Source organism: Streptomyces alkaliphilus (assembly GCF_014141535.1).
Lineage (GTDB): Bacteria > Actinomycetota > Actinomycetes > Streptomycetales > Streptomycetaceae > Streptomyces > Streptomyces alkaliphilus.
Genome location: NZ_VKHT01000101.1, coordinates 1 through 8,916, shown reverse-complemented (window position 1 = coordinate 8,916; position 8,916 = coordinate 1). Strand labels below are relative to the sequence as shown.

At 72.6% G+C, this 8,916-nt stretch carries 6 protein-coding genes, 1 pseudogene and 1 riboswitch; of the genes and pseudogenes, 1 reads left to right on the top strand and 6 read right to left on the bottom strand.

Features of this window, described 5'->3' with window-relative positions:
- Positions 1–153 precede the first annotated feature (153 nt).
- Positions 154–3,069: an aminomethyl-transferring glycine dehydrogenase gene (gcvP, locus tag FNQ90_RS05845; RefSeq protein ID WP_228470898.1), complete on the bottom strand. Its 2,916-nt coding sequence runs from the start codon at positions 3,067–3,069 to the stop codon at positions 154–156.
- A gap of 187 nt (positions 3,070–3,256) precedes the next feature.
- Positions 3,257–3,355: riboswitch (glycine riboswitch) on the bottom strand.
- Positions 3,356–3,523: 168 nt separating this feature from the next.
- Here gcvP and FNQ90_RS05840 point away from each other — a divergent pair.
- Positions 3,524–3,886: pseudogene (locus FNQ90_RS05840) on the top strand (PRC-barrel domain-containing protein); the annotation flags it as partial.
- On the opposite strand, the gene FNQ90_RS05835 reads toward FNQ90_RS05840, so the two are convergent.
- From FNQ90_RS05835 to FNQ90_RS05815, 5 genes are all read right to left on the bottom strand, one after another.
- Complete coding sequence (locus FNQ90_RS05835; RefSeq protein ID WP_182605279.1) at positions 3,817–5,406, bottom strand: DNA polymerase IV; 1,590 nt, start codon at positions 5,404–5,406, stop codon at positions 3,817–3,819. The pseudogene FNQ90_RS05840 and the gene FNQ90_RS05835 sit on opposite strands and share 70 nt — an antisense overlap.
- A gap of 182 nt (positions 5,407–5,588) precedes the next feature.
- Positions 5,589–6,236, bottom strand: a complete 648-nt coding sequence (locus tag FNQ90_RS05830) for a MerR family transcriptional regulator (RefSeq protein ID WP_182605278.1) — start codon at positions 6,234–6,236, stop codon at positions 5,589–5,591.
- A gap of 232 nt (positions 6,237–6,468) precedes the next feature.
- Positions 6,469–6,942, bottom strand: coding sequence for a bifunctional nuclease family protein (locus FNQ90_RS05825; RefSeq protein WP_143621553.1), 474 nt, complete (start codon positions 6,940–6,942; stop codon positions 6,469–6,471).
- Positions 6,943–7,099: 157 nt separating this feature from the next.
- Positions 7,100–7,804, bottom strand: coding sequence for an FHA domain-containing protein (locus FNQ90_RS05820; RefSeq protein ID WP_407699311.1), 705 nt, complete (start codon positions 7,802–7,804; stop codon positions 7,100–7,102).
- A gap of 187 nt (positions 7,805–7,991) precedes the next feature.
- A complete protein-coding gene (locus FNQ90_RS05815) occupies positions 7,992–8,900 on the bottom strand; it encodes a DUF881 domain-containing protein (RefSeq protein WP_182605281.1) in 909 nt (302 codons plus the stop codon).
- Between the last annotated feature and the right edge of the window lie 16 nt (positions 8,901–8,916).

Genomic DNA, 8,916 nt, shown 5'->3' with positions numbered 1-8,916 from the left:
GGGTCCGGCGGGAGGGGTGCGACCGGTCGTCACACCCCTCGTCGGCCCGCCGGGGCCGGATCCGGCCCTCGTGATTCGGCCGCATCCGACGCGCCCCGGTGCGCGCCCCGTACCACGATCCCGGTCGTGGTACGGAGCTCCGACGGCCGGACCTCAGCCCCGGTACGCCTCGGGCGGCGGGCAGGAGCAGACCAGGTTGCGGTCACCCCGGGCACCGTCGATCCGCCGCACCGGCGGCCAGTACTTGTCGGCCGGGTCGGTCCCGCCCGGGAAGGCCGCCTCGGCCCGCGAGTACGGGTGCGGCCATTCCCCCGCCAACTGCGCCGCGGTGTGCGGGGCGTTGCGCAGGGGGTTGTCGTCGACCGGCCACTCACCGGAGGCCACCCGTTCGATCTCCTGCCGGATCGCGATCATGGCGTCACAGAAGCGGTCGATCTCCGCGAGGTCCTCGCTCTCGGTGGGCTCGATCATCAGGGTCCCGGCCACCGGGAAGGACATGGTCGGGGCGTGGAAACCGTAGTCGATGAGTCGCTTGGCCACGTCATCGATGGTGACGCCGGTGACCCTGGTCAGCGGGCGCACGTCCACGATGCACTCGTGTGCGACCAGACCACCGGGACCGGTGTAGAGCACCGGGAAGTGCGGCCGCAGCCGGTGGGCGATGTAGTTGGCGGCCAGAACCGCGGTTCCGGTGGCGCGGCGCAGTCCGTCCGGTCCCATCAGCCGCAGGTAGGCCCAGGAGATGGGCAGGATACCCGCGGACCCGAAGGGGGCGGCGGAGATCGGACCGATACCGGTCTCCGGGCCCGCGTCCGGCCGCAGCGGGTGGTTGGGCAGGTACGGCGCCAGGTGGGCGCGGACCGCGACCGGTCCCACCCCGGGACCACCGCCACCGTGCGGGATGCAGAAGGTCTTGTGCAGATTCAGGTGCGAGACGTCCGCCCCGAACCGCCCCGGTCGGGCGAGACCGACGAGGGCGTTGAGGTTGGCGCCGTCGACGTACACCTGTCCACCGGCATCGTGGACGGCGGCGCAGATGTCGCCGATGTTCTCCTCGAAGACACCGTGGGTGGAGGGGTAGGTGACCATCAGCACCGCGAGTCGGTCACGGTGTTCGGCGATGCGGGCCCGCAGGTCCTCGGTGTCGATGTCGCCGTTGTCCCCGGTGCGAACCACCACCACCTCCATGCCGGCCATGACGGCGCTGGCGGCGTTGGTGCCGTGGGCGGAGGAGGGGATCAGGCACACCGTGCGTCGTCCCTGACCGGTGGCCCGGTGGTGGGCTCGCACCGCGAGCAGGCCGGCGAGTTCCCCCTGGGAGCCGGCGTTGGGCTGGAGGGAGACCCGGTCGTAACCGGTGATCTCCGCCAAACGCCCCTCCAGGTCGCGGATGAGCGCCAGGTGCCCCTCGGTCTGGTCGGCCGGCGCGAAGGGGTGCAGGTCGGCGAAGCCGGGCCAGGTGATGGGCTCCATCTCGACCGCGGCGTTCAGCTTCATGGTGCAGGAACCGAGCGGGATCATGCCCCGGTCCAGGGCGTAGTCACGGTCGGCGAGCCGTCGGATGTAGCGCAGCAGGGCGGTCTCGGAACGGTGCTCGTGGAAGACGGGGTGGGCGAGGTACCCGCCGGTGCGCGAGAGGTCGCCGGGGAGCGCGTCGGGGGTCCGCGCGTCGAGCTCGTCGAGGGCACGGGGGTCGGCCGGGTCGAGGGGGGCTCCGAAGGCGGCCAGGACTGCGAGGAGGTCGGCACGATCGGTGGTCTCGTCGCAGGCGACGCCGACATGGTCGGCGTCGACACGGCGCAGGTTGATCCCGGCCTCCCGGGCTGCTGCGAGCACCTCGTCGGCCCGACCGGGGACCCGGGCGGTGACGGTGTCGAAGAAGGCCTCGTGGACCACCTCCACGCCCCCGGCCCGCAACCCCGCGGCCAACGACGCGGCCATGCGATGGGCGCGGCGGGCGATGGTGGCCAGTCCCTCCGGACCGTGGTGGACGGCGTAGAAACCGGCGATGACGGCGAGCAGTACCTGGGCGGTGCAGATGTTGCTGGTGGCCTTCTCCCGCCGGATGTGCTGCTCGCGGGTCTGCAGTGCCAAACGGTGGGCGGGACGGCCGTCGGCGTCCCGGGAGACGCCCACCAGGCGGCCGGGCAGGCTGCGGGCGTGCCGGTCGCGCACGGCCAGGTAGCCGGCGTGCGGGCCGCCGAAGCCCATCGGCACACCGAAGCGCTGGGTGGTGCCCACCGCGATGTCGGCGCCCAGCTCTCCGGGCGGTGTGAGCACGGTGAGGGCCAGCAGGTCGGCGGCGACGGTGACCACGGCCCCCAGTTCCCTGGCGTGTTCGATCACCGGGCGGGGGTCCCGGACCACGCCCGAGGCGCCGGGGTACTGCAGCAGCAGACCGAAGAACCCGCGCTCGGTGATCTCCCCGGGCAGGCCCTCGGCCAGGTCGGCCACGACCACCTCGATGCCGAGGGGTTCGGCCCGGGTGCGCAGAACGGCCAGGGTCTGCGGGAGGCTCTCGGAGTCGACGACGAAGACGTCGGAGGACGCGCGCCCGACGCGGCGCGACAACGCCATGGCCTCGGCCGCGGCGGTCCCCTCGTCCAACAGGGAGGCGCCGGCGACGGGCAGGGCGGTGAGGTCGGAGACGACCGTCTGGAAGTTCAACAGGGCCTCCAGACGGCCCTGGGAGATCTCCGGCTGGTAGGGGGTGTACGCGGTGTACCAGGCGGGATTCTCCAGGACGTTGCGGCGGATCACCGCGGGGGTGACGGTCCCGTGGTAGCCCAGACCGATCATGGGGCGCAGGACGCGGTTGCGGTCGGCGAGTTCGCGCAGTTCCGCCAGGACCTCGGCCTCGGTGCGGGCGGCGGGCAGCGCGAGCGCCTCGGAGGAGCGGATCACCGCGGGGACCGCGGCGTCCAGCAGTGCGTCGAGGGAGTCGTGGCCGACGGCGTCGAGCATCTTGGCGCGCTCGGCGTCGTCGGGTCCGATGTGCCGCGCGGCGAAGGGGGTTCCGCGCTCGAGATCGGCGAGGGCGGGCGACGGCCGGTCTGCCGGCTGGGACATGCGGGGCCTCCTGGTCCGGACCTCCGGGCGTCCCGGTCGGGCGCCCGCGGCCTCCCCCTCTGTCATCACGACGACTCGCGACCTGAGAGCTTCACCGGCCGGACCGGGGCCCGGCGGCTTTCCCCTTCGGTGAGCGGGGCGGGGGATCGACGGCGATCCCGACGCGCGCGCTGCTTTCCAGAGTGGTTTCGCCCGTGCGGTACAGGGGCCTGAGAGATTCCGGGGAGGATTTGCTCCTTCGGCGCCGTCGAAGTCGCGCTCCGACGGACTCTCCCGCACGAGGTCGGCAACCCGAAATCGATCCTACCAGCGCCCCCCGAGTGGCAGGCGGAACGAAAGTGCCTTTGGGTAAGAGGTGAGGACGTGTGTCCCGGGCCCGTGCCGGCGTCCGGGCCGCGGACCGGACGCCGGCACCGACGAGGTGGCTCGACGAGGTGGATGAGGTGGAGGAAACGTGCACACGAACATCGACCCCCGGGAATTGATCGGCCGACGGGCCGTGGACCGCAACGGGACACGCATCGGCACCGTGGACGAGGTCTACCTCGACGACGCCACCGGGACCCCTGAATGGGCCGCGGTGCGCACCGGTCTGTTCAGCCGGGACGCCTTCGTTCCCCTGGAGCCCAGCGAGTTGATCGACGAGGAACTGCGCGTGCCCTTCGACCGCTCCCTGGTGCGCGAGGCCCCCGATTTCGGGGTCGGCCGCCACCTCTCCCCGGAGCAGGAGCTCCAGCTCTACCGGCACTACGGACTGGATGTGCCGGGCGGTTCGGCCCCGTCACCCGAGGACCGGGATTTCGGCCGTCTGGCGGGTGACGCGCCCGGAGCGGCCGCGGAGTCCCCGACGCCGCCGGAGGCGGAGGGAGGGTCCGGCGGCACGACCGGGGAGGGAACCGATCCACGGGGGTGACCGACCGCGGGGAGCGGCAGGGGATCGGCCTCGCGCAGCGCCGGGTCGTCGATCCGCAGTGTGATGGCCCGTCCCGGTGGGGAATCCGGACGCTCGAAACGTACGGTTACCCGTCCCAGGCCGCTGCCCTGGATCCAACCGGGACCGTGCACCGCGTGATGGACGTCGCGGCCGGGAGCCGGCCGCGGGGCCGCCGCGTCGGTACCGGCTTTCCGGGTCGAGGCGTTCGGCGAGGGGTGGGCCGGCGGGGAACGACGGGCGGGGGCACCGAGGACGTCGGGGATCTCGACGTCCTCCCCACGACGGGAAACGCCCGCCGACCCGGAGGCCGCGCGGTCGCCCGAACGGTCCACCCCCACCAGGGAGAAGAGATCCTCCTGCGTGAAGCCGGTCAACCCCGTGAGCCCCACGCCCAGGAGTCGGACGCCCTCGCCGACGCCGACGGCGGTCAGTAGCCGAGTGGCGGACTCCCGCACCACGAGGGAGTCGTCGGTGGCACCGCGCAGGGTTTCCGACCGGGTCAGCGTGGTGAAGTCGTGGAAACGGATCTTCAGCACCACGGTACGCGCCGAACGACCGGCGTCCCGCAGGCGGAGGACCGCCCGGTCGGCCAGTCGGAGCGTCTCGGTGTGAAGCCGGGCGCGATCGGTGAGGTCCTCGTCGAAGGTGTCCTCGGCCGAGATCGACTTCGCGTCCCGTTCCGCCACCACGGGGCGCTCGTCGCGACCCGTGGCCATGGTGTGGACAGCGATGCCGTGGGCCCGGCCCAACAGGCGGATCAGTTCCTGTTCCCCGGCGCGGACCGCGTCACCGGCGGTGGTGATGCCCGCCCGGCGCAGCGTGTCCCCGGTCACCGGCCCCACGCCGGGCAGGATACGGATCGGCAGGGGCTCCAGGAAGGCGCGCTCGGCACCGACTGGGATGACCGCCAGTCCATTGGGCTTGGCCTGCTCCGAGGCGATCTTGGCGAGCATTTTGGAACCGGCCAGGCCCACCGACGCGGTCAGGCCCGTGCGGGCACGGATACGGGCGCGCACCTCCTCACCGATGGCGCGCGCGCCACTCTCGTCCGCGGGCGCGGGCCCGGCGGCCAGGTCCACGAAGGCCTCGTCCAGGCTGAGCGGTTCCACCAGTGGCGAGAGGTCGCCCAGCACGTCCATGACCACCGCGCTGATCTCCCGGTAGAAGGTGAAACGGGGGGTGAGGTAGGCGGCGTGCGGACAGAGCCGACGGGCCCGGGTGGTGGGCATGGCGGAGTGGACCCCGTGCCGTCGGGCCTCGTAGGAGGCGGTGGCCACCACACCCCGCGGGCCGAGTCCGCCCACCACCACCGGACGACCGCGCAGGCTGGGTTTGGATGCCTGCTCCACCGAGGCGTAGAAGGCGTCCATGTCCAGGTGCAGAACGGTGGGATGCCGCCGCACGGGCCCGCACCTCCTCACCGGTCCCTCGCCGGTCCCTCGCCGATTCCGTCCCGCGCCCCGGCTCCCCGGGGTTGGGGAACACCGAGCGGGAACGTACGTTCGAGTATCCCCCGGGGTACCGACACCCTCGGGTCGGCCCCCGGTTCCGGGGGCCGACCCGAGGGCAGGGGCCGGAGGTGGGCTCAGGAGGAGCCGCGACGGCGGCGGCGCGCCAGTTCGTCGTCCGGGTGGACGATGTCGGTGGGCTCTCCCGTGTCGACCCGCTCCCCGGGGAGCTCGGCGAGGGCGGCACGGACGTCCGAGCACACCGCGTCCACCGCGATGCCGAAGACCCCACGGCCGTCCCGGAGCAGTTCGGTGACCTCCTCGGCCGAGGAGCAGCGGTGAACCATCACCCCGTCGCTGAGCAGCGTCATGCCCGGAAGCTCGGCGGGGTCGGCCGCACGCAACACCACCGCGGCCGCCCGAATGCTCTGCAGGGAGACACCGGCGTCCAGCAGCCGCTTGACGACCTTGAGCACCAGCACGTCCCGGAACCCGTACAGGCGCTGGGTCCCGGACCCCCGGGCGGGCCGGATGGAGGGCTCCACCAGGCCGGTACGCGCCCAGTAGTCCAACTGGCGGTAGGTGATGCCCGCCGCCGCGCACGCGCTGGGCCCCCGATAGCCGAGCTCGGGGGCCGGCTCGGGCCCCCGCCGGGGCGGCTCGGGATTCCTCCCCTGGGCGACCACTGTGCGCCGCAACGCCGGTCGGGGCACGGAGCGGGACAGGGACGATCCGCGGAGGGTCCTCACCCCGCCCACCGCCTTTCCGTTGCCGTTACCAATCACGCCCGCCTCCGTTCTGCATGTCGCCGCGGAGCCGGGGGGACGCCTCGGGGCGTTCCCCGTCCACCGCGGCGGTCCCCGCGGACACGACGACGGCGATCCGCTGTTCGGGACATGCCCCACCGACGCTAGGCACCCCCGGGGGGCGCGTCAACGATCGCCACGCCGCGTGACGATTCCCGTCCCGGAAACACCACCGGGAGGGGCGGCGGGGAGCGGAGCCGGTCGCAGGCGATCAGCGATTCCCGGTACCGAAGTCCTCGGGGGAGATCTGGTCCAGGAACTCGCGGAAGCGCTCGACCTCGTCCTCCTGCTCGTCGGCGATGATGATGCCGGCGTCGTCGAGCACGCCGTCACTGCCGTAGATGGGCGAGCCGACGCGGAGGGCGAGCGCTATGGCGTCCGAGGGACGGGCGCTGACCTCCACACCGCTGGCGAAGACGAGCTCCGCGTAGAAGACCCCATCGCGCAGATCGGTGATGCGGACGGAGGCGAGTTCCTCCCCGAATGCCTCCACCACGTCCTTGAGGAGGTCATGGGTGAGCGGACGGGGAGGTGTCATGCCCTGCTGCGCGAAGGCGATGGCGGTGGCCTCCCCCGGTCCGATCCAGATCGGCAGGTAGCGGTCCCCACCGACCTCGCGCAGGAGCACGATCGGCTGGTTGTTGGGCATCTCGACCCGGACACCGACGACATCGAGCTGGTTCACACAGCAACCCTAGGCCGTGGCCGGCCGGTTTGAACAGTCGAACCCACCCTCGATGGGCGGACACGCCGTCGCAGGCCGGCCGGAAACGGCTTTCCGGGACCCCGATCCGCCCCGGAAACCCGGCCCGGTCGAGCACGACCGGGCCGGGGACACCGACTCAGCCGGCGTAGAAGACCATCCGGTACTTCCCGATCTGAACCTCGTCCCCCGTGGTGAGGACGACCGTGTCGATCTGTGCGCGGTTGACGTAGGTGCCGTTGAGGCTGCCGACATCGGAGACGGTGAAACCGCCCTCGGGTCGACGGCGGAACTCCACGTGCCGCCGGGAGACGGTCACGTCGTCCAGGAAGATGTCGCTCTCCGGGTGACGACCGGCCGTGGTCAGGTCGCTGTCCAACAGGAAGCGGCTGCCCGAGTTGGGGCCGCGCCGCACCACGAGCAGGGCGGAGCCCGGCGGGAGGGCATCCACCGCGGCCTGCGCCTCCGGGGAGAGCGACGGGGCGGCGCTCTGACCGGTCATCTCGGCCTCGTAGGCCTCGATGCCGGAGATCGAGATCGTGGAGGTGGTCTCCGAGGACCCCTCCCCCGTACCGGCCCTCAGCGGGGCTCCGCACTGGGAGCAGAACCGGCTGCTGGCCGGGTTCGGGGTCGAGCAACGGGGGCATCCCCGCGTGGGTGCGGCACCTATCCCGCCGGGGGCATCCCCGGCGGCCGTCCCGGCGACCTCGTCACGGAACAGGGGCCGCCCGCTCTCGCCCTCCGACCGACCCGCAGGGGGCTCGCCCGGCCGGCCGGCGCGGTGCCGCGCGGCCTGCTCGGAGCCGCCCTGACGCCTGCCGAACAACTTAGCGAAAAAACTCACCGGCGATTCCCCTCGCACCTCGTCCTCCGTCCCACCGCGGGACGGAGGAACCATTCTCTCTCACGGGTCTCTCTTCACTGGTCACCCCGGTCACCCGGGGAACGTCCGTGACATGTGATCAGTTTCCCCCGGGGCCGACGGAACATCCCCGGTGGCCCCGGGACCGACGGAACAAATCCTCTGCGGATCAGGATGACGACCGAGCGTAGTCAGGGCTCTCGTCGGACCGCAAGGCGTCCACGACCACCTCATCCGGCCGCTCGATGATCACCGTCGCGTTCTCCTTCTCCATGGACTGCACCATCCCGCCGGGGATGTTCAGCGCGGGTTCCAGGTCCCGGGGGCGTCCGATCACCGAGATACGGAAGGGCCGCTCCACCGGATGGCCGTCCACCAGGACGGTGCCGTCCGAAGCGTCGGTGAAGGCCGTCTCCGCGACGATCCGCACCCCGTCGATCTGCATCGCCTCCGCCCCCGCGGCCCGCAGTTCCTGCACGGCGTCCAGCAGGTGATCGGCACCCACCGCGCCGGCGGGATCGGTGATCGTGATCTCGATACCGGGGCCCGTCGCGGCCACGGTACCCGCCAGGATCCCCAACTGCAGTTCACGCTCCCGGTTCTGCCGCCGTGCCTCCTCGGCCCGCACGGATCCGGTCTCCAGCTCCGTGCGCAGCCGTTCCAGCTCCGTGCGTTCCTCCTCCAGCCGCTTGGTGCGCTCGTCCAGCTCGCTGAGGATGCGGACCAGATCCTCCGGGCGGGCCCCCCGCAGCGTGGCGTCCTCCCCCGCGACCCGTACCTGGATCGCGAGTCCGAGCCCCAGCACGAAGAGCAGGGCCGCGACGGTCAACTGTGCCCGGGTGATTCGGGGAGGCCACAGGCCGCTGACGATCGCGGCCCGACCGGTGGGGGGCGCGGGAGGTTCGGCGGAGGACACCGGGTCCGGGCCGCCGTCGACGGGTGGCCGCGCGGAGCCACCGGAACGGGGCCCGTTCGGCGCCGCCGGGCCGTCCTCCGGGCCCCGGACGGGACCGGGTGGGCGGGGAGGATCGGCGCGATCGGGACCGTACGCGCCCCCGTGCCGGGCGGTCCCGGCCATCGGTACCGTGCCGGCG